The organism is Kordia sp. E (genome assembly GCF_056033805.1).
Genome location: NZ_JBRASR010000002.1, coordinates 488,481 through 508,701, shown reverse-complemented (window position 1 = coordinate 508,701; position 20,221 = coordinate 488,481). Strand labels below are relative to the sequence as shown.

At 33.5% G+C, this 20,221-nt stretch carries 17 protein-coding genes; 9 read left to right on the top strand and 8 right to left on the bottom strand.

Annotated elements, in window-relative coordinates:
• Window positions 1-3 precede the first annotated feature (3 nt).
• Together ACUUYC_RS05265 and fbp are read right to left on the bottom strand one after the other, a co-directional pair.
• A complete protein-coding gene (locus ACUUYC_RS05265) occupies window positions 4-372 on the bottom strand; it encodes a fructose 1,6-bisphosphatase (protein ID WP_474264426.1) in 369 nt (122 codons plus the stop codon).
• A 67-nt stretch (window positions 373-439) separates the two neighbouring features.
• Window positions 440-1,444, bottom strand: a complete 1,005-nt coding sequence (gene fbp, locus ACUUYC_RS05260; RefSeq protein WP_474264425.1) for a class 1 fructose-bisphosphatase — start codon at window positions 1,442-1,444, stop codon at window positions 440-442.
• A 113-nt stretch (window positions 1,445-1,557) separates the two neighbouring features.
• On the opposite strand from fbp, the gene ACUUYC_RS05255 reads away from it, so the two are divergent.
• The 5 genes from ACUUYC_RS05255 (at window position 1,558) to ACUUYC_RS05235 (ending at window position 7,485) form a co-directional block, all read left to right on the top strand.
• Window positions 1,558-2,043: an N-acetyltransferase family protein gene (locus ACUUYC_RS05255; RefSeq protein WP_474264424.1), complete on the top strand. Its 486-nt coding sequence runs from the start codon at window positions 1,558-1,560 to the stop codon at window positions 2,041-2,043.
• Between the two features lie 95 nt (window positions 2,044-2,138).
• The gene (locus ACUUYC_RS05250) at window positions 2,139-3,389 is read left to right on the top strand and encodes an aspartate kinase (RefSeq protein WP_474264423.1); all 1,251 of its coding nucleotides are present in this window, start codon (window positions 2,139-2,141) and stop codon (window positions 3,387-3,389) included.
• A gap of 55 nt (window positions 3,390-3,444) precedes the next feature.
• Window positions 3,445-5,259, top strand: coding sequence for a GNAT family N-acyltransferase (locus ACUUYC_RS05245; RefSeq protein ID WP_474264422.1), 1,815 nt, complete (start codon window positions 3,445-3,447; stop codon window positions 5,257-5,259).
• Window positions 5,260-5,597: 338 nt separating this feature from the next.
• A complete protein-coding gene (locus tag ACUUYC_RS05240) occupies window positions 5,598-6,359 on the top strand; it encodes an exodeoxyribonuclease III (protein ID WP_474264421.1) in 762 nt (253 codons plus the stop codon).
• Between the two features lie 91 nt (window positions 6,360-6,450).
• Window positions 6,451-7,485 (top strand): aldo/keto reductase, encoded by a 1,035-nt coding sequence (locus ACUUYC_RS05235; protein WP_474264420.1) that lies wholly within the window; start codon window positions 6,451-6,453, stop codon window positions 7,483-7,485.
• Window positions 7,486-7,705: 220 nt separating this feature from the next.
• On the opposite strand, the gene radA is transcribed toward ACUUYC_RS05235, so the two are convergent.
• From radA to panC, 5 genes are read right to left on the bottom strand one after another with little or no spacing between them, the layout of a single operon-like run.
• Complete coding sequence (gene radA / locus ACUUYC_RS05230; RefSeq protein WP_474264419.1) at window positions 7,706-9,064, bottom strand: DNA repair protein RadA; 1,359 nt, start codon at window positions 9,062-9,064, stop codon at window positions 7,706-7,708.
• A 1-nt stretch (window position 9,065) separates the two neighbouring features.
• Window positions 9,066-10,214 carry an alpha/beta hydrolase gene (locus tag ACUUYC_RS05225; protein WP_474264418.1) on the bottom strand — a complete coding sequence of 383 codons (1,149 nt, stop codon included), beginning with the start codon at window positions 10,212-10,214 and terminating at the stop codon, window positions 9,066-9,068.
• A gap of 38 nt (window positions 10,215-10,252) precedes the next feature.
• Complete coding sequence (locus ACUUYC_RS05220) at window positions 10,253-11,161, bottom strand: lysylphosphatidylglycerol synthase transmembrane domain-containing protein (protein ID WP_474264417.1); 909 nt, start codon at window positions 11,159-11,161, stop codon at window positions 10,253-10,255.
• A 48-nt stretch (window positions 11,162-11,209) separates the two neighbouring features.
• On the bottom strand, window positions 11,210-11,560 hold the full coding sequence (panD, locus tag ACUUYC_RS05215) for an aspartate 1-decarboxylase (protein ID WP_474264416.1): 351 nt from the start codon (window positions 11,558-11,560) through the stop codon (window positions 11,210-11,212).
• Between the two features lie 27 nt (window positions 11,561-11,587).
• Window positions 11,588-12,436: a pantoate--beta-alanine ligase gene (gene panC / locus ACUUYC_RS05210; RefSeq protein WP_474264415.1), complete on the bottom strand. Its 849-nt coding sequence runs from the start codon at window positions 12,434-12,436 to the stop codon at window positions 11,588-11,590.
• Window positions 12,437-12,542: 106 nt separating this feature from the next.
• Here panC and ACUUYC_RS05205 point away from each other — a divergent pair, with 106 nt between their 5' ends.
• The 4 genes from ACUUYC_RS05205 (at window position 12,543) to ACUUYC_RS05190 (ending at window position 19,783) form a co-directional block, all read left to right on the top strand.
• Window positions 12,543-13,352: a glycogen/starch synthase gene (locus ACUUYC_RS05205; protein ID WP_474264414.1), complete on the top strand. Its 810-nt coding sequence runs from the start codon at window positions 12,543-12,545 to the stop codon at window positions 13,350-13,352.
• Between the two features lie 18 nt (window positions 13,353-13,370).
• The gene (locus tag ACUUYC_RS05200) at window positions 13,371-14,987 is read left to right on the top strand and encodes a DUF4270 domain-containing protein (protein ID WP_474264413.1); all 1,617 of its coding nucleotides are present in this window, start codon (window positions 13,371-13,373) and stop codon (window positions 14,985-14,987) included.
• 23 nt (window positions 14,988-15,010) lie between these two features.
• Window positions 15,011-16,858, top strand: a complete 1,848-nt coding sequence (glmS, locus tag ACUUYC_RS05195) for a glutamine--fructose-6-phosphate transaminase (isomerizing) (RefSeq protein WP_474264412.1) — start codon at window positions 15,011-15,013, stop codon at window positions 16,856-16,858.
• Window positions 16,859-16,939: 81 nt separating this feature from the next.
• Window positions 16,940-19,783 (top strand): TonB-dependent receptor, encoded by a 2,844-nt coding sequence (locus ACUUYC_RS05190; RefSeq protein ID WP_474264411.1) that lies wholly within the window; start codon window positions 16,940-16,942, stop codon window positions 19,781-19,783.
• A 106-nt stretch (window positions 19,784-19,889) separates the two neighbouring features.
• On the opposite strand, the gene ACUUYC_RS05185 is transcribed toward ACUUYC_RS05190, so the two are convergent.
• Window positions 19,890-20,078 carry a hypothetical protein gene (locus tag ACUUYC_RS05185; RefSeq protein ID WP_474264410.1) on the bottom strand — a complete coding sequence of 63 codons (189 nt, stop codon included), beginning with the start codon at window positions 20,076-20,078 and terminating at the stop codon, window positions 19,890-19,892.
• Between the last annotated feature and the right edge of the window lie 143 nt (window positions 20,079-20,221).

The window sequence follows — 20,221 nt, the reverse complement described above, 5'->3', positions numbered from 1 at the left end:
ATTTTACTCTTTTCCTATCTTTTCCCCAAGGCTTACTAGTAATTGTCCTAAATGTCTTCGGTCTACTTTTTTCTCGTCCATGTCATCCAATTTATTTTCAATATTAGATTCCAATTCAGTAATACGAATGTTAAGATCAGTACTTAGGTTGTCTATATTCTGCATCAATTGTCCGCGAACTTCTTCAATAAGATTTTCTAACGCTTCCTTTTTGGCAAGAATATCATTCTTGATATTGTCAAACTCAGAATTATACTCTTGAATGTTTTCTCCAAAAATTAAATTCTTTATTGCTTCAATCTTAGTAGATGGATCAGAAACGTTCGTGTTTGTTTGATCAGCATCTGCGGTATTTTTACCTTTTGTTGCCATTTAGAAGTATTTTATCGTAATAGGTTTTACACAAAAATAGTAATTTTTAGGAAAGTTAGTACTTTTCCTATGAGTTCTTCATAAACTCATTTGCTTTTTCTACCATTTTGCGACTTCCACAGAAAATTGGAACACGTTGATGCAACTCTGTTGGTTTAATATCCATAATGCGTTGAAAACCGTCTGTTGCTAGTCCATTTGCTTGTTCAGCTAAGTATGCCATTGGATTGCATTCGTACAATAAACGAAGCTTTCCATTTGGAGCTTTAGATGTTTGTGGATAAATATAAATTCCACCTTTTATCAAATTTCTATGAAAATCAGAAACTAACGAACCAATATAACGCGACGTATATGGTCTGTCCTCTTTTTCTTCTTGGCAATACTTAATATATTCTTTTACACCTTGCGGGAAGTGTGCATAATTACCTTCGTTGATAGAATAAATATTTCCAGTTTCTGGAAATTGCATATTTGGATGCGATAAGTAGAACGTTCCAATTGCTGGATTTAAAGTAAAACCATTTACGCCATGTCCAGTTGTATATACTAACATTGTTGATGTTCCGTAAATTACATAACCAGCGGCTACTTGTTCATTCCCTTTCTGTAGAAAATCATCAATAGTAACAGGAGTTCCAACTGGAGTAACTCTTCTGTAAATAGAGAAAATAGTCCCGACAGAAACATTTACATCAATATTGGAAGAACCGTCTAACGGATCAATTAAAACAACATATTTATTCTGATTATTCTCATCTAAACTATTAATTGCGATAAAATCATCATTTTCTTCAGAGCCAATTCCACAAACAATATTTCTATTGTTTAGTGTTTGTATAAACTTTTCATTTGCATATACATCAAGTTTTTGTTGATCTTCTCCTTGAATATTGGTTTCGCCAGCAGCGCCAATAATATCAACCAAGCCAGCTTTGTTTACTTCGTGGTTTACAACTTTTGCCGCAAGTCTAATAGAATTGATCAATCGAGACAATTCTCCCGAAGAGTACTTGAACTCAGATTGATTTTCAATAATAAACTCTCCTAACGTTTGATTTTTTTTAGCCATTTTGTCTACTTTGTTTCTCAGATCACAAATATCGATAATTTTGTAAAACTATAACGTTTTCGTTAAAATTATAATTTAAGCCTTGTTACCTTTGTGTAAATATTTCAAAATTTATGAACTATACAATCCGAAAAGCCGTTGAAAATGATGTTGATGCAATCTTTCGATTAATTCGAGAATTAGCCATTTTTGAAAAAGAAGAAGAGGCAGTTATTATTACACCAGAAGATTTGCGTAAAGATGGTTTCGGCACTTCACCAAAGTTTCATTGTTTTGTGGCTGAAACGCCTGAAGAAGTCTTGGGAATTGCATTGGTATACATGCGTTATTCGACTTGGAAAGGAGAAGTGTTGCATTTAGAAGATTTAATTGTAAACGAAAAAGCTCGTGGTGAAGGAATTGGCGGCGCTTTATTAACCGAGATCATTAAATTTGGAAACAGTTTAGGAGTCAAGCGAATTGGTTGGGAAGTGTTAGATTGGAATACGCCAGCGATTGAGTTTTACGAACATATCGGAGCTGATGTAAAACGCGATTGGCATGTAGTGCAACTAAACGAAAAAGGAATTGAACAATACTTGACGAATAAAAAAATATAAATATAAATCAGTTATGAGATATTAGAATTAAGTAATGAGATTATCTGAAAATGTCTCAATTCTTATAGCTAAATCTCAATACTAAAAAAAGTACAATGAGAATATTCAAATTTGGTGGCGCATCTGTGAAAGACGCAAATGGCGTTAAAAATCTTGTCAAAGTATTACAAGAAGTTGGACATGATAATACGCTTATTATCATATCTGCCATGGGGAAAACAACAAATGCAATCGAAGTTGTGATTAAAAATTACTTTGAAGAAAGCAAAGAATTGCAAGCTTCTATTCAGGAAATTGCCAAATATCACAATGAAATTTTGCTAGAGTTATTTCCAAATGAAAACCATCAAATATTTGGGAAAATCAAGCAATTATTCGAAGAAATGCAAGGGTTTTTAGGTAGAAACAAATCACCTGATTATAACTATGTATACGATCAATTGGTTTCGTTTGGAGAACTGATTTCAACAAAAATTGTGAGCACATATTTAAATAGTATTTCAGTAGATAATACTTGGTTAGATGTTCGTGAAATGATTAAAACGGATACAAACTATCGTGATGCAAAAGTAAATTGGGAAATTACACAGGAAAAAGTCAAACAAAAAGTAAATACCAATAAGCTCAATATTACACAAGGTTTCATTGGAAGTGATCCAAACAATTTTACGACAACATTAGGAAGAGAAGGATCGGATTATACAGCAGCAATTTTTGCGTATTGTTTAAATGCTGAAAATGTTACAATTTGGAAAGATGTTCCTGGCGTTTTGAATGCAGATCCACGGTATTTTGAAAATACACAATTATTACATGATATTTCGTATCGTGAAGCTATTGAATTAGCGTTTTATGGAGCTTCTGTCATTCATCCAAAAACATTACAACCATTGCAACGTAAAGAGATTCCATTATATGTGAAATCGTTTTTAAACCCAAAAGGAGATGGAACTACTGTTGCAAAAGGTGTTGGAATTAAGCCAAATGTTCCATGTTTTATTGTTAAAAAGAATCAAGTGCTAATTTCACTTTCTTCACTAGATTTTTCATTCATTGTAGAAGAAAATATTAGTGAAATATTCAAGTTATTGCACGATTGTAAAATGAAAGTTGATGTGATCCAAAATTCAGCAATTAGTTTCTCTGTTTGTGTAGATAATAAGTTTAATAATTTAGAAAAATTGCTCAATACTTTACGTTCAAAATTTAAAGTAACACATCACGAAAACGTGTCTTTATATACCATTAGACACTTTACAAAAGCAGCAATTGGAGGATTACAAAAAGACAAAGAAATTTTATTAGAACAACGTGCAGAACAAACCATTCAGCTAGTTGTGAAATAAATCATACAAATTAAGGTTGTTTTCCTATATTTGTAATTCGCCTTAAAGTAAATATATGGGATTGGTAACTGCAAAAGAAGTTGCAAAAGCAATCAAATTAGATAAATACGGATTCATTGGAACCTTCGTAGGTTGGATTCTTATGAAAGTATTACGGATATCTAATTTGAATAAAGTGTATGATAAGCATAAGCATTTGAGCGACTTAGAGTTTTTGAATGCTTTGCTGGACGAATTTCAGATTAAATTTGAAATTCCTGAGGAAGATTTAAAACGTCTTCCCAAAGATGGAGCGTATGTTACAATTTCCAATCATCCACTTGGTGGAATTGACGGAATTCTGTTGCTAAAACTCATGATAGAGCAACGACCTGATTACAAAATCATTGCAAATTTCTTATTACACCGAATTGATCCATTGAAACCATATGTGATGCCTGTAAATCCTTTTGAGGAACATAAAGGCGCAAAATCGAGTTTGGCAGGTTTCAAACAATCCATCATGCATTTGCGTGAAGGAAGACCATTAGGTGTTTTTCCGGCAGGAGAAGTTTCAACGTATAAAGATGGGCGATTAATTGTTGATAAACCATGGGAAGAATCAGCAATGAAATTAATCAAAAAAGCAAAAGTTCCTATAGTTCCAATTTATTTTCACGCGAAAAACAGTCGATTCTTTTACAGGCTATCAAGAATAAGTGATACATTCAGAACTGCAAAATTACCTTCAGAATTACTCACACAAAAAAATAGAGTCATCAAAGTTCGTATCGGAAAACCAATTTCGTTAAAAGCACAAGATGAATATTCAGATTTAGGAGATTACACAAAATTTCTACGTAAAAAAACATACATGTTGTCCAATGCGTATGAAAAAGAAAACTTACTTAGTAAAGTACCAACATCATTAAAAATACCAAAAATACCGAAAGCGCCTAAAGAAATAATCACGCCAATTTCGGCAGAAGTTATTCAGCAAGAAGTAGAAGGTTTGTCAAATAAGCACCACTTATTGACAAGTAAAAACTATCAAGTATTTTTAGTAGAAGCTTCAGAAATTCCTAACTTATTACGTGAAATAGGACGACTTCGAGAAATTACTTTTAGAGAAATTGGAGAAGGAACCAATCAGGCAATTGATTTAGATAAGTTTGACTATTACTATCACCATATGTTTTTGTGGGATACTGTAGCCAAACGAGTAGTTGGTGCGTATAGAATGGGCTTAGGAAGTCAAATATATGCAAACTACGGAATTGATGGTTTTTATCTACAAGACTTATTTCGTTTTGAGCCTGAATTGCACAAAATGATGAGTGAATCCATTGAAATGGGAAGAGCATTTATCATCAAAGAATATCAGCAAAAACCAATGCCATTATTCTTACTTTGGAAAGGAATTGTACACACAACATTGCGTCATCCTGAACACAAATATTTAATTGGTGGTGTAAGTATCAGTAATCAGTTTTCAAACTTTTCAAAATCACTCATGATTGAATTCATGAAATCACACTATTACGATCCATACATTGCACAATATATTCATCCGAAAAAAGAATTTAAAGTCAAGCTTAAAGATGCTGACAAAGACTTTATTTTTGATGAAACTGCAGCCGATTTAGTAAAGTTTGACAGAATTATCGACGAACTTGAACCGGGAAGCCTGCGTTTGCCTGTACTAATTAAAAAATATGTAAAGCAAAATGCAAAAGTAGTTGCCTTTAATGTAGATCCATTATTCAATAATTCGGTTGATGGATTGATGTATATTCGTATTGCTGATCTTCCTGAAAGTACTGTAAAACCTGTAATGGAAGAATTTCAGGCAGAACTAGAACGTAGATTAAACGATAACGAAGAAGAATAGAGTTCTCAAAAGAATAAAAGTACTATTTCTTTTTCCGAAGTATAACGATTGTTTTTCGTTAAAAATTTTTGAAGCCTTGGAGAAAATTTAGAAAAGCAATTGTGATTTTAGCTTTTTCAGCTAAAAATACCTCTGGAAATGCTTTGCATTCATGAATACCAAAACATAAAATAAGAATGCATGAACTAAAAATTCCCTTTCTTTTGTTTCTTTTCTTTGGGAAAGCAAAGAAAAAGAAAAACTAAAATATTTATAACAGAAGTTGCTTAGTGTTTTTAAATTTTAATTGAAAAAGATAGATACGATACACTTCATCTGATGCAAAAGTAAAATAGGTTATGAAAATAATATCATATAACGTAAACGGAATTCGCGCAGCAATAAAAAAAGGATTTATTGAATGGTTGCAACAAGCAAATCCAGATGTAATCTGTTTGCAAGAAATTAAAGCACTAAAAGAACAACTCGATTTAGACATTTTTGCGGAAGCAGGATATAAATACAACTATTGGTTTAGTGCACAAAAAAAAGGCTACAGTGGAGTGGCAATTCTTTGTAAAGAAGAGCCAAATCATGTTGAATATGGAACAGGAATTGAAACAATGGATTTTGAAGGTCGTAACTTACGTGTAGACTATGATGGAATCTCTATCATGAGCATGTATTTGCCATCAGGAACTAATGATGCGCGACTCAATTTCAAGTTTCAGTACATGGACGAAATTAAAGAATATTTGACAGAATTACGTGCCGAGTTACCAAATTTGGTGGTTTGTGGCGATTACAATATTTGTCATGAAGAAATTGACATTCACAACCCAAAAATGAAAGGTGTTTCAGGGTTTTTACCAGAAGAACGCGCCTGGATTGGAAGTTTGATCGATAGCGGATTTATTGACTCGTTTCGTCACCTAAACAAAGAACCACATCATTACAGTTGGTGGAGTTACCGTGCAAATGCGCGTGCGAATAACAAAGGATGGCGATTAGATTATAATATGGTAAGTGAACCATTAAAAGAAAATATTGCTAGAGCTACTATTTTGTCTGAAGCTAAACACTCAGATCATTGTCCTATTTTGGTTGAGGTAGATGTGTAATTTTGATAGATAAACCTGTTATTGTTTTCGTCATGCTGAACTTGATTCAGCATCACACAAATTGCTTGAAAAATAAGTTGAAAAAGAAAAAATGAAATACACAACATTACAAAATACAGACATAAAAGTTAGTAAGATTTGCCTAGGAACGATGACTTGGGGAAATCAAAATACAGAAGCTGAAGGTCACGAACAAATGGACTTTGCTTTTGATAAAGGTGTCAATTTTTTTGATACTGCCGAATTATATCCAGTGCCAGCAACTGCTGAAACATATGCGGAAACGGAGCGTGTTATTGGAACTTGGTTTAAGAAAACTGGAAACCGAGATAAAATAGTGTTGGCTTCTAAAATTGCAGGTCCTGGTGATTATACAGCGCATATTAGAACAAATGGTTTCAAGCCAGAAGCGATTAAAGATGCTGTTGAAAATAGTTTGAAACGTTTGCAAACCGATTATTTAGATTTATACCAACTGCATTGGCCAGAACGTCAGGCAAACTTCTTCGGACAACGTGATTATGCACACAATCCAAACGATCCTTGGGAAGACAATTTCCATGAAAGTTTAGCAGCCTTAGATGAATTGATCAAAGAAGGTAAAATTCGTCAAGTTGGAATCTCAAATGAAACGCCTTGGGGAACAATGCGCTACATGGAAGAATCTAAAAAAGGATTGCCACGTATGGTTACGATTCAAAATGCATATTCTTTATTATGTAGAAGTTTTGAAACTGGTTTGGCAGAAGTTGCTATGCGTGAAAACATTGGTTTATTAGCCTATTCGCCACTTGGGTTTGGTGTATTGTCTGGAAAATACTTAGGTGGAAAAATGCCAGAAAATGCACGGTTAACCTTATTTCCACGATTTGCGCGTTACAGTGGAGAGGAAGCTACAAAAGCAACAGAGAAATATGCTGCATTGGCTGCAAAGCACGGTTTAAGTTTACCGCAAATGGCGTTAGCATTTGTGAATCAACGACCGTTTTTAACAAGTAATATTATTGGTGCAACCAATCTTACGCAGTTAGAAGAAAATATAGGAAGTATTGATGTGGATTTATCAGATGAAATTATAAACGAAATCAACGCGATTCATAATAGTATTCCAAATCCAGCACCTTAAAAATAGATTCCGTATTAAGTATGGAATGACAAATGAAAAAAAAGGGAATAGACATCACGTCATATTCCCTTTTCTGGTTTTTCTAGGTAATCTTACATTTAAATAACTCTGCATAATACCTTAATATTGTTTAGTAAGAATGTTTTAAAACTTCTTTTCGATAAAATGCTAATTTTAGTCGAATAAAAACAAATAAGAATTTGATAGTGAGTTAATTGTGTTAAAATAAATGTGAAACTAAATCTTCTATTTTTGAAACTAGTACGATTTCTATTTTTGTGTTTTTAAGTGATATTTTGTTGTGTTTTGAAGTGAAAAAGCGTTTGAAACCTAATTTTTCAGCTTCTAGAATTCGTTGGTCAATTCTGTTTATAGGACGAATTTCTCCAGCCAATCCAATTTCGGCAGCAAAACAATTTGTCTTAGAGATTTCTTCATCTTCATTACTCGATAATATTGCAGCAATTACAGCCAAATCAATAGCAGTATCATCAATACTAATTCCGCCAGTAATATTTAGAAATACATCTTTTGCAGCAAGTTTAAAACCAGCTCTTTTTTCTAAAACTGCCAATAACATATTTAAACGCTTGGCATTATAACCTGTTGTACTTCGTTGTGGCGTTCCATAAACAGCGGTGCTCACTAATGCTTGAATCTCAATCATTAATGGTCGTGCACCTTCTAAAGTTGCAGCAATAGCTGTTCCGCTAAGTTCATCCGCATTTTTAGAAATTAAAATTTCTGATGGATTGCTTACTTCGCGTAAACCATCGGAAAGCATTTCGTAGATTCCAAGTTCAGATGTTGATCCAAAACGATTTTTTAAGGAACGAAGGATGCGATATACATGATTTCGATCGCCTTCAAACTGTAAAACGGTATCTACCATGTGTTCTAAAATCTTCGGACCTGCAATATTTCCGTCTTTCGTAATATGTCCAATTAATAATACAGGTGTTCCGCTTTCTTTGGCAAATTTGATTAACTCAGTTGTGCATTCTCTAATTTGAGAAATGCTTCCTGCAGACGATTCTATATAGTCAGAATGCAGTGTTTGAATGGAATCAATAATGACAATATCAGGCTGAATTTCTGCAATTTGCTTGAAGATGTTTTGCGTCTTTGTTTCAGTCAATACAAAACAATTGGAGTTTTTTTGACTGATACGTTCGGCGCGCATTTTAATTTGTTTCTGACTTTCTTCTCCAGAAACATATAACGTTTTATATGGTAATTTTAAAGATATTTGTAGTAACAACGTACTTTTTCCGATGCCAGGTTCACCGCCTAAAAGAATCAATGAGCCAGGTACAATTCCGCCACCTAAAACTCTGTCTAATTCTTGATCAGAAGTTGGTAAGCGTTTTTCTGTAGCTGAACTTATTTCGTGAATCAGTGTAGGTTTAGAAACCCTAGAAACACCCTTTTCTTGTTTTTGCCAATTGGCTTTTACTTCTTTTTGAATTACTTCTTCAACAATTGTATTCCATTGTTTGCACGAAGTACATTGTCCTTGCCACTTTGCGAATTGTGATCCACAGTTTTGACAGAAAAAGGTCGTTTTTACTTTTGCCATATTACCAACCGAAGTCTTGTTTTAGTTTTTCAGCTTTGTCAAGCATTAAATCTTTTGTGATAAAATCTATCGCATTCATGCTAAAACCATTTTGATACAAGCGCAATGCTTTTTTAGGCGAGCCATTTTTTTCATGATATTCTCCCATGAAAAAATGAAATAATGCCGTATCAGGATATTCTTTTTTGCCAAGTTTTGCTAAAAGCTTAAGATCTTCTACATCTTTACCTTTACGAACTGCAGAATAAATTGCCATAAAATCATTTACAGAAACACGCTTTTCAAATCCAAAAAGATCTTTGATGGTTTTGTACTTGTCTGTTAAGTATAAATATGGTGATGTGTTCAGTTTTGAGATGGTTTCTTTGTATTCTTTAACGCTAATTGGTCGATACATAGAAAATATTTGACTCATAGCTCTTGGAATTGCTTGTACGGCTAATGAGTTATGATTTGCATCTTTAAAATCGTCATAATAATAAAAGATGTTGTCTTTTTTTAATTCCTTTAGTGAAGCGTCTAACGCACGAATTCTTTTAGCATCTTTTTTATTGTCTTCTTCTGCTGTTGCTAGATAGAAAAACTTTTTATCTTCAAACTCGCTCAAGCGTTTTGCAATACGATCTTCCATTTTTGGAGCAAATGATGGACTTAAGTTAATATAGGCATCAAACAATGGAACATCTTTGAATAAATAGTAGTTGATGAAATTTGCGGTATGGTCATGTCCAACAATCATCTTAAAGTTAGCTGTATTGTAATTTTTTTCAATATATGGGATCAATTCCATGCCAATAAATTCAAAAAACTTGCTTCCTTTTTCCGTTGGCAATCCACTTGCATCTTCATACATGCAATCGCGTTGACGATCTTCTGTTTTGTATTGATTAACTCCAACCACAATAGATTCAGGCATTTCATCCCAATAACTATAAAATCGAGAGTTTGCTACAACGCTCTCAAAGAGGTAATTCGCGTCAAGCACAACAATAATAGGATATACTTTTTCATCTGAATACCCTTCAGGAATATACAGTTGGATATCTCTAGTTTCGTTTAATTTTTTAGATTTTAATTGTTCAATTTTGGTTTGAGCATTTGCGAAAGTAACAGATACAAGTGCAATAAGAAGCCAGATGTACTTTTTCATGTTTAGAAATAGGTTAGTTTATGATAGCAAGGTAAAGATTATTTTTTGCTATTAAAAATAGGTAAATAAAGAAATGATAAACCACCTAAAATTATGATCATTAAGGTTTGTGACGACCACATAATCCAACCGAAAGCTTCACTTGGAACACGTGCAATGTTGAATAGGGAGAATGCGCCAGCAATAGCAATAGGATATAAGCCAATTCCGCCATTTGTTGCTGCGACGCTAAAACTTCCTGCTATAAATGCAATGAGAACAGCTCCGGCAGGAACTTGTCCGTTTAATTCTTCTACAGAAAGCATCGTAACATAAAACATGAGAACATACATTGCCCAAATGAAAAGTGTGTGGAAAATAAATCCCCATTTATTCTTCATTTTCAAGATACTGGTTGCACCTTCATAAATTCCTAAGATGAAATTCTTGATTTTTAGGGCGATTCCTTTTTTTGCCTTTTTTATAAAAATAATCAGTCCAATTCCGCCAATGACTCCAGCTCCGATTAGTAAAATAATTTTTGTAGGATCTAATTTTGTCATTAGTAGTTCCCAAATAAAATCGAACTGAATAAAAAGTGTTGCAGTAATTACAAATAACATAATGATTAAATCGGCAACACGTTCTGCGACAATAGTTCCAAATCCTTTTTCAAATGGAATGCCTTCATAGTTTGTAAATGTTAAAGCGCGTAACGCTTCGCCAGATCTTGGAATTCCTAAGTTTGCCAAATACGCCACAAAAACTGCCATAATGCTATTAGGGTATTTTGGTTTATAACCCATAGGTTCTAGCATATATTGCCAGCGATAAGCTCTAGAAAGGTGACTTAAAATTCCAAAAAATACGCCAAGTGCAATCCATGTGTAGTTTGCTTTTTTGAAATGATTGATCAATTCATCAAGCGGTGTTTTGGATAGTGAGTACCAAACTAAAAAAACTCCCAAAAAAAGTGGGAGTATTATTTTTAATAATTTTGATACTGATATTTTCAATTATGTGAGAGTATTATCTGCTTCGTTTGGAAAAACAAGAGAAGGTTTAAATTGTTTTGCATTTTCGATATCCATCCACGTATACGTGATTAAGATAAGAATATCTCCTTTGGCCACTCTACGAGCTGCGGCACCATTTAAAGTAATTTCCCCGCTTCCTCTTGGACCAGGAATTGCATATGTTTCAAGGCGTTCTCCGTTATTATTATTTACAATTTGAACTCTTTCTCCTTGAACAATGTTTGCAGCATCCATAAGATCTTCATCAATTGTGATACTTCCAATATAGTTTAAATCAGCTCCTGTGACTTTTACTCTGTGTATTTTAGATTTTACTACGTTTACTTGCATGGGGCAAAGTTAATGATTTTAAAGTTTTTAATTCAGTGCAATGTTATCAATTAAACGAATGTTTTCAATAAAAGCAGCAATGAATATGCGATATGTTTCGTTTTTAGATTTTCGTTGTACAGTTTTTAGGTTTTTAATGTTTGCAATTTCAATATATTCCAACGTTAATAGCGAATGTTTTTCAAACTGTTTCTGAACCCATTCCTTTACTTTAGATGCACTTTTTGTGTCAAATTTTTCTTTTGCTTCCAAAAGTGTTTTGTAAATGAAAGCACTTTCTTTTTTTGCTTCCTCTGATAAACGTTTGTTTCGAGAACTCATCGCCAAGCCAGAAGTTTCTCTGAATATTTCACAACCAACTACATTTACGGGTAATTTGTATTTAGAGGCTAATTTTTTGACAATCATTAATTGTTGAAAATCTTTTTCACCGAAGTATGCATTATCAGGTGTAACAATTTCAAAAAGACGTTTTACAATCGTTCCGACACCATCAAAATGTCCAGTTCTAAATTTGCCTTCCATCTCAAATTCGAGTCCATCAAAGCTAAATTTTTCGGAATTTACATCAGAATTATAGATATCTTCCACACTTGGAGCATATACATACACATTATTTCCTACTGTTTTTAACAATGCAACATCAGCTTCTAAAGTTCTTGGGTATTTTTGTAAATCGGAGGCGTTGTCAAACTGAGTTGGATTCACAAAAATGCTTACGAAAACTATATCATTGTCAGTCATAGCGTTGTCTACAAGAGATATGTGTCCTTTGTGAAGCGCGCCCATTGTGGGAATAAAACCAATTTTTTTCCCTTCAGATTTCAGGCGTTGAATGAACGGTTTTAGCGTGTTTTGAGAGTAGTGTATAGTCATTTTGCAAAAAATTAACAGCTTGCAAATTTAATATATTACTGTTAATCTACATAATTTTTGTAATTTTGCATGTTTTACGCTTAATTATTAAAGGAAAAGTATTTTTATGAATAATAAAAGAGTCTTATACGTTTCATCTGAGGTAGTACCATATTTGCCAGAAACAGAAATTTCGTCAATGTCGTTTGAAGCACCAAAAATGGTAAACAGTAAAGGTGGACAAATTAGGATATTTATGCCACGTTTTGGAAATATCAATGAGAGAAGACATCAATTACATGAAGTAATTCGTTTATCTGGTATGAACCTAGTAATTAATGACATGGATATGCCATTAATTATTAAAGTAGCATCTATTCCAAAAGAGAGAATTCAAGTTTACTTTATTGACAATGAAGAGTACTTCAAGCGAAAAGCTACATTTACAGATGAAGAAGGGAATTTATTTCCGGATAATGATGAACGCGCCATTTTCTTTGCAAAAGGTGTTATTGAAACTGTGAAAAAATTAAACTGGGCACCAGACATCATCCACGTTCATGGTTGGATGGCTTCTTTATTGCCTTTATATTTAAGAAAATATTATAAAGACGAACCATTGTTTACAGATAGTAAAATTGTAACTTCGGTTTATAAACAAGAATTTGATGGAACTTTAGATAAAGAAATGCTAAACAAAATCAAGTTTGATAATATCGGTGATGGTAATGTGGAAATATTAGCTGAGCCAAACTACTCTAACCTTCTTAAAGTTGCTGTGGATCATTCGGATGCCGTGGTAATTGCATCTGAGGAAATTCCTGCTGATGTTCAAGAATATCTCACAGGTCTTGAAAAGCCAGTTCTTGAATATAAAAACAGTGAAGAATTTGCCGATGCATACACAGATTTTTACAATACAAAAGTTTTAAATTAAGGTTAATTAAATTACATTATGAACAAATTGAAGAAGACACTCACAAGTGCCTCAGTAGTATTATTAATACTTGTAGGCTTTATTGCGTGTGACGATGAATTTAGTACGGTTGGAGGTGAAATTATTGAAAACAATAATTTTTCTACAAATCTCTACGACCAGACGATTATGACTGTTGCTAACAGACGTATTTCGCCAATACAAACTAATGGTTTGCCAGTATATCAATTGGGTAAAAACACAAATGATGAATTTGGTGCAACAGTGGCTAGTCTTACAGTACAAGCAAATTTAATATCTGGAAATGAAGATCCTACATTTGGAGAAAAATCACAAGCAGATGAAGATGCAGATTCTTCCGATTTAGAAGAAGAGGAGACAGTAACAAAAGTATACTTAAACATTCCTTACTTTAGTAATAGTACGACTGAAACTGATGGAAGCATCACAACAGCGGTTGATTCTATTTATGGAGACATTACACAGTCATTTACATTTACGGTGAATGAGTTTACACATTTTCTAAGAAGTGTAGATGAAGAAGGAGATTTGCAAGCATACTATTCTAATGAAGATTTTTCAATTTATACAGGAATGACATTATTTCAAGATGATATTACTGTGAATGAAGATCAAGTTGAAATTACAGAATTAGATAATGAAACAGGTGAAGAAGTAGTTGTTGAGGTATTGTCACCAAGAATACGAGTAGAACTAGATACACAATTTTTTCAAGATAGAATTATTAATAATGAGGGAAGTATAAAACTTTCAAACAATAATGTATTTAGAGCTGAAGATTTATTTAGAGGTATACAACTTACAATAGGACAGGATTCTGATTTGTTAATGATGCTCGATTTTCAAAATGCAAACATTGTTATTGAATATCAATATTGGAAACTTGAAACACAAGGGAATGATGATCCTGATGATGATGATGTACTACTTCAAACAGGTTCATATTCATTAGGTTTGTCTACAGGTAATATTGTAAACACATTTACGCCGTTAGCACCATTTCCAAATGTTGAAGCGTCAAATGATAATATATATTTAAAAGGTGGAGAAGGTTCTATGGCAGTTATAGATCTTTTTGGACCTGACACAGACAATAATGGTGTTGCAGATCAATTAGAAGAAATAAGAGAGGAAAACTGGATTATAAATGATGCAAGCTTGGTATTTCATGTAAATGAAGCTATTCAAGGAGATGAGCAAGATCCACAACGTATTTATTTATACAATATGGATGACAATATTCCTTTAGCAGATTACAATGTTGACATGTCAGTAAGTGCAACATCTGTAGGGCTTTCTAAATTTTTACATGGTGGAATTCTAGAACGCGATGATGATGGAGATGGTGTTCGATACAAAATTAGAATCACAGAACATATTAACAATTTAATCAGAAGAGATTCAACTAACGTAAGACTTGGGTTGGTTTCATCTTCTGATATTCGAATTATTTCAAGCGGTCGCGAAAATACTGGAAGTTCTGAACAAGAATTTGTCCCAACAGTATCAAATATGAATCCATTTGGAACAATATTATATGGTAATACAGCTGCTTCGCCAGCAGACAAACGACTAAGTTTGGAAATATTTTATTCAATCCCAGAAACCAATTAAATATCAATAATTAAGAAAAAATTATGTGCGGAATTGTAGGTTATATAGGTCATAGAGAAGCATATCCTGTAGTGCTAAAAGGATTAAAAAGACTTGAGTACAGAGGATATGATAGTGCAGGTGTTGCTATTTATGATGGTAAAAACATAAAACTATCCAAAACAAAAGGAAAAGTTGTTGATTTAGAAAAACGTGTAAAAGAAGAAATTTCTAATGAAGGAACGCTAGCTATAGGGCATACACGTTGGGCTACTCATGGAGAGCCTAATGATGTAAACTCACATCCACACTATTCTAACTCAGGTGAATTAGTAATTATTCATAATGGAATCATTGAAAACTATGAGCCATTAAAACAAGAGTTAATCAATAGAGGATATGTATTTCACTCAGATACAGATACAGAAGTTTTAGTAAACTTAATTGAGGATGTAAAAAAGAACGAAAACGTAAAACTTGGAAAAGCAGTTCAGATTGCCTTAAACCAAGTAGTTGGAGCATATGCAATTGCAGTGTTTGATAAAAGCAAACCAGACGAAATTGTAGTAGCACGTTTAGGAAGTCCGTTAGTAATTGGAGTAGGAGAAGATGAATTTTTCATCGCTTCTGATGCATCTCCATTCATTGAATATACAAACAATGCTATTTATCTTGAAGATGAAGAAATGGCAATTGTTCGTAGAGGTAAAAAAGTAAAAGTTCGTAAAATTAAAGATGATTCTTTAGTTGATCCATACGTACAAGAATTACAATTAAACCTTGAGCAAATTGAAAAAGGTGGTTACGATCACTTTATGTTAAAAGAAATTTATGAGCAGCCAAGAGCAATTTTGGATACGTTCAGAGGAAGAATGTTAGCCAATGATGGTATTATTAGAATGGCCGGAATTGATGATAATATTGAAAAGTTCTTAAATGCAAACAGAATATTAATCGTTGCATGTGGTACATCATGGCACGCAGGATTAGTGGCTGAATATGTGTTTGAAAACTTAACAAGAATTCCTGTTGAAGTTGAATATGCTTCTGAATTTAGATACAGAAACCCTGTGATCACTGAAAATGATGTAGTAATCGCAATCTCTCAATCGGGAGAAACTGCAGATACAATGGCTGCTATCAAACTTGCAAAAAGCAAAGGAGCTTTTGTATTTGGAGTTTGTAATGTAGTTGGATCATCTATTTCAAGAGAAACACATGCTGGAGCCTATACACATGCAGGTCCAGAAATTGGAGTTGCTTCTACAAAAGCATTTACAACACAAATTACTGTATTAACACTAATCGCATTAAAATTAGCTCAGAAAAAAGGAACAATTTCTAAATCAGAATTTCATCAGTATTTATCTGAAATGGACGCAATTCCTGCTAAAGTTGAAAAAACATTGACGTCAGACAATCATGTAAAAACGATTGCAAACATCTATAAAGATGCTACAAACTTCTTATACTTAGGAAGAGGATATAACTTCCCAGTAGCATTAGAAGGCGCATTAAAACTAAAAGAAATTTCATACATCCATGCAGAAGGATATCCAGCAGCAGAAATGAAGCATGGACCTATTGCATTGATCGATGAGCAAATGCCAGTAGTAGTTATTGCTACACGTAAAGGTCACTATGACAAAGTAGTAAGTAACATTCAAGAGATTAAATCTAGAAAAGGAAAAATTATTGCTGTCGTAATGCAAGGCGATAAATCTATCAAGAAAATAGCAGATTACGTTATTGAAATTCCTGAAACATTAGAATTATTAACGCCATTATTAACTACAATTCCATTGCAGCTTTTGTCGTATTATATTGCTGTTATGCGTGAATGTAATGTAGATCAACCGAGAAATTTAGCAAAATCGGTAACAGTAGAATAACTTTAAAATATTAACACTTTTTTTAGAGATACCTCAAAAAAAGTGTATATTGTTCTCATAATAACTAAACCAAAAAGACTTATGAGAGCATATCTATCAATCTTAGCTATGTTGGTTTGTGTCGGATTATTTGCACAAACCAATGTTAGCGGAAAAGTTGTTGATGGCAATAACAATCCGATTCCAGGCGTAAATATTGTCGTAGTAGGATCTTCTACAGGAACAAGCACCGATTTCGATGGTAAATTTAAATTAAAGGTAAATCAAGAACCACCTTTTAAAATCAGCGTAACTAGTGTTGGTTTTGATTCTTCAACAGTAGAAATTACAAAAAACAATGAAGAAGTAACAATCGTTCTTCAAGAAGGAACAGAGCTAGATGAAATTGTATTATCTGCCTCAAGAACACCTGAAAGAATTCGTGAATCTCCAGTAACTGTGGAGCGAATGGATGCAAGAGCTATAAAAAACTCTTCTTCTCCAAGTTATTATGATGCTTTAGAAAATTTAAAAGGTGTGGATGTTAATACAAACAGTTTAACATTCAAATCTGTAAATACTAGAGGTTTTGCTACGTTTGCTAATACTCGATTTATGCAACTAGTAGATGGAATGGATAACTCTTCACCAGCCTTAAACTTTGCTTTAGGTAACTTATTAGGAATGTCTGAACTAGACGTACAAACAGTAGAATTACTTCCAGGAGCATCTTCTGCATTATATGGAGCAAATGCTTTTAACGGAATTATGTTTATGCGTAGTAAAGATCCATATGAAAAACAAGGACTTAGTTTCTATGCAAAAACTGGAATGACATCTTCTGAAAATGCAGGTGATAATAATTTTATTGATTTCGGAATAAGAGGTGCATATGCATTTTCCGATAAATTAGCAGTAAAAGCTTCTTTCTCATTCTTAAGTGGTACAGAGTGGTTTGCAACAGACTATACAAACTACGATGCTACAACAGGGAATGCAATTGAAGGAAACAGACAAAGTGATCCAAACTTTAATGGACTAAACATATACGGAGATGAGGTTTCTACAACCTTAAATTTTGATGCTTTATCTGGTGCGCCAGCAGGAACATTTGGTTCTGCAGCAATCTCTAGAACGGGTTATGAAGAGCGTGACCTAATGGATTATGATGCGGAAAGTGTAAAAATGGATTTAGCATTACACTACAAGCCTTTTGCTGACGACTTCACAATCATATGGAATTCTAAAATTGGTAGAGGAAATACTATCTATCAAGGAGCAAACAGATACTCTATCAAGGATTTCTTTATGCAACAGCACAAATTAGAAATTCGTAACAACAACTTCTTTATAAGAGGTTATGTAACTGCTGAAAAAGCAGGAAACTCGTATGATACACGTTTTGCAGCGATCAACGTAAACAGAAGATGGAAATCAGATCAGCAATGGTTTACAGAATATGCTACAGGATATTTAGGAGCTATCACAGGTGCAATTCCAGGAGTAACACCAGGAAACCCAGATGTAGCGCATGCGTTTGCAAGAGGATTGGCAGATACAGGTCGTCTTCAACCAGGAACAGCAGGATTCCGCTCAGCTTTAAATACAGTAACAGCAGATGGAGATTTACTTACAGGAGCTAAGTTTATTGACAATACAAAACTATATCACTCTGATGTAAACTATAACTTTTCACACTTAATCGATTTTGCCGATATTCAAGTTGGTGGATCGTACCGTGAATATGTATTAAACTCTGAAGGAACAATCTTTACAGATTATGACGGACCAATTCGATATGACGAATATGGTGCGTATGTACAAGTTCAGAAAAAGTTTTGGGAGGATAAAATGAAATTCACTGGATCTATTCGTTATGACAAAGCACAAAACTTTGACGGAAACATTTCTCCAAGATTATCATTAGTATTCTCTCCAGATGAAGCTAAAAAACACAACTTTAGAGCATCTGCCCAATCAGGATTCCGTAACCCAACTACACAGGATCAATACATTGGTTTAGATGTTGGAAACGCAATCTTAGTAGGATCGGCTCCAGATAACTTAGATCGTTATACAACACGACCAATTACAAACAATTTCCCAGCAGGATTAGAAGCATTTGGATTAGACAGAACAGTAACGCTTTCAGGAAATGATGCATACAATAACTCATATACACTTTCATCATTCCAGGCATTTGGAGCAAGTGCAGCAGCAGGAGCGCCAAATCCAGCATTGTTACAACAAGCGAATGTAGAGTTTGTAAAGCCAGAACAAGTAACTGCTTTTGAAGTTGGATATCGTGGAATTGTATATGACAATATCTCTGTAGATGTGAGTGCATATTACAACTTATACAAAGACTTCATTGCGAACAGAACAGTAATTGTTCCTAACTATGGTAATGTAGATTTTTCAGATATTACAGATTTAACACCAGTTGGTGGAGCGCCAACTCCAAATGCATTAATTGCAGCAGGAAATGGTGATTTTACACCTTTTCAATTATACTCAAACTCTAATGCAGACATTAATTCATATGGTGTGGCAATTGGAGTAAATACTAAACTATTTGGAGATTATGATTTTGGTGTAAACTATACGTACGCAAAACTTGATTTCGATCAGGCAAGTGATCCAGATTTTGAAACAAACTTCAATACGCCAGAGCACAAAGTAAAAGCGTCTTTTGGAAACAGAAACCTTTTCAAAAACTTTGGATTCAACCTTAACTGGAGATGGAATGATGCTTTCTTATGGGAATCAACATTTGCTGACGGAACCGTATCTGCACGTTCATTAGTGGATGTACAAGTAAACTATCGTTACAAAAAGTCAACGTTCAAATTAGGAGCGGCTAACGTTTTAGGACACGAATATGTTAGTGCACCAGGAGTTGGAACCATCGGTTCTCAATACTATATTTCTTGGGTAATTAACTAAATAAAAAATATACTTTATAAAAATGAAAATAGGCTACCAATTTGGTAGCCTATTTTTTTATAGAAAAGCAATTCTAATTTGCTTTATTGTTTTTGCAAAATTCCAATTAGCATATTGCTGATGGACAGTTGCATGCTGAATAGTCAGACGGACGTGAAAAACAATGAGGTTTTACTAATATAGAAGGACATTCAAAAACGTTAGTTACGCCAGTTCCTCCAATAATTTCACTGTTGTCAAAGTTTGAAATTGATTTTTTGTTAAGTTTTAATGATTTAAGATTTCTTTTTTTCATAATATAAAATTGTAAAATTTAACTTTAAAAGTGAACATTTAAAGACACTCACTAGTGTGTCTATTCTTCGCGAAAGAATATTGTTTTGAAAATACTGCTGTGTAGTAGTTAGCAATACTTTATTTGGTTTTAATGTGGGAAAG

Coding starts and splice junctions, on each gene's coding strand:
- ACUUYC_RS05185 (WP_474264410.1), bottom strand. CDS start 20,078: ATGAAAAAAAGAAATCTTAAATCATTAAAACTTAACAAAAAATCAATT.
- ACUUYC_RS05205 (WP_474264414.1), top strand. CDS start 12,543: ATGAATAATAAAAGAGTCTTATACGTTTCATCTGAGGTAGTACCATAT.
- panD (WP_474264416.1), bottom strand. CDS start 11,560: ATGCAAGTAAACGTAGTAAAATCTAAAATACACAGAGTAAAAGTCACA.
- ACUUYC_RS05265 (WP_474264426.1), bottom strand. CDS start 372: ATGGCAACAAAAGGTAAAAATACCGCAGATGCTGATCAAACAAACACG.
- ACUUYC_RS05250 (WP_474264423.1), top strand. CDS start 2,139: ATGAGAATATTCAAATTTGGTGGCGCATCTGTGAAAGACGCAAATGGC.
- ACUUYC_RS05240 (WP_474264421.1), top strand. CDS start 5,598: ATGAAAATAATATCATATAACGTAAACGGAATTCGCGCAGCAATAAAA.
- ACUUYC_RS05225 (WP_474264418.1), bottom strand. CDS start 10,214: ATGAAAAAGTACATCTGGCTTCTTATTGCACTTGTATCTGTTACTTTC.
- fbp (WP_474264425.1), bottom strand. CDS start 1,444: ATGGCTAAAAAAAATCAAACGTTAGGAGAGTTTATTATTGAAAATCAA.
- glmS (WP_474264412.1), top strand. CDS start 15,011: ATGTGCGGAATTGTAGGTTATATAGGTCATAGAGAAGCATATCCTGTA.
- ACUUYC_RS05190 (WP_474264411.1), top strand. CDS start 16,940: ATGAGAGCATATCTATCAATCTTAGCTATGTTGGTTTGTGTCGGATTA.
- ACUUYC_RS05245 (WP_474264422.1), top strand. CDS start 3,445: ATGGGATTGGTAACTGCAAAAGAAGTTGCAAAAGCAATCAAATTAGAT.
- ACUUYC_RS05235 (WP_474264420.1), top strand. CDS start 6,451: ATGAAATACACAACATTACAAAATACAGACATAAAAGTTAGTAAGATT.
- panC (WP_474264415.1), bottom strand. CDS start 12,436: ATGACTATACACTACTCTCAAAACACGCTAAAACCGTTCATTCAACGC.
- ACUUYC_RS05255 (WP_474264424.1), top strand. CDS start 1,558: ATGAACTATACAATCCGAAAAGCCGTTGAAAATGATGTTGATGCAATC.
- ACUUYC_RS05200 (WP_474264413.1), top strand. CDS start 13,371: ATGAACAAATTGAAGAAGACACTCACAAGTGCCTCAGTAGTATTATTA.
- radA (WP_474264419.1), bottom strand. CDS start 9,064: ATGGCAAAAGTAAAAACGACCTTTTTCTGTCAAAACTGTGGATCACAA.